The 254-nt window shown below is 38.2% G+C and carries 1 pseudogene; it reads right to left on the bottom strand.

What is annotated here, in order from left to right:
* A pseudogene (locus SCA31_RS24520) lies at nt 1-254 on the bottom strand (signal peptidase I); the annotation flags it as partial.

Raw genomic sequence — 254 nt, 5'->3', positions numbered from 1 at the left:
GTAAGGGTCTTTTCTATCGATTGCAGTGTGCACAGAATCCTGAGGATAGTTGAAAACAACTACATCATTTTTCTGAGGTTTATTAAACTGTAGAATTCTGGCATAAGGTAATTTAATACCGTCTACATATGATTTCGGATCATCTTTAGGATTCCCTTTTTCTCCTGCGTCAAAAATAGTTCCCTGAAGGAAAGGTATTGATACGGGACGCATGGGAAGTCTGTATCCGTAGCTCCATTTGTTTACAAAAAGGA

Origin of the sequence: Chryseobacterium sp. SIMBA_028, assembly GCF_046535285.1 — a bacterium.
Classification (GTDB): domain Bacteria; phylum Bacteroidota; class Bacteroidia; order Flavobacteriales; family Weeksellaceae; genus Chryseobacterium.
The sequence above is the reverse complement of the archived record's forward strand: the minus strand, read 5'-3'. Positions and strand labels throughout refer to the sequence as shown.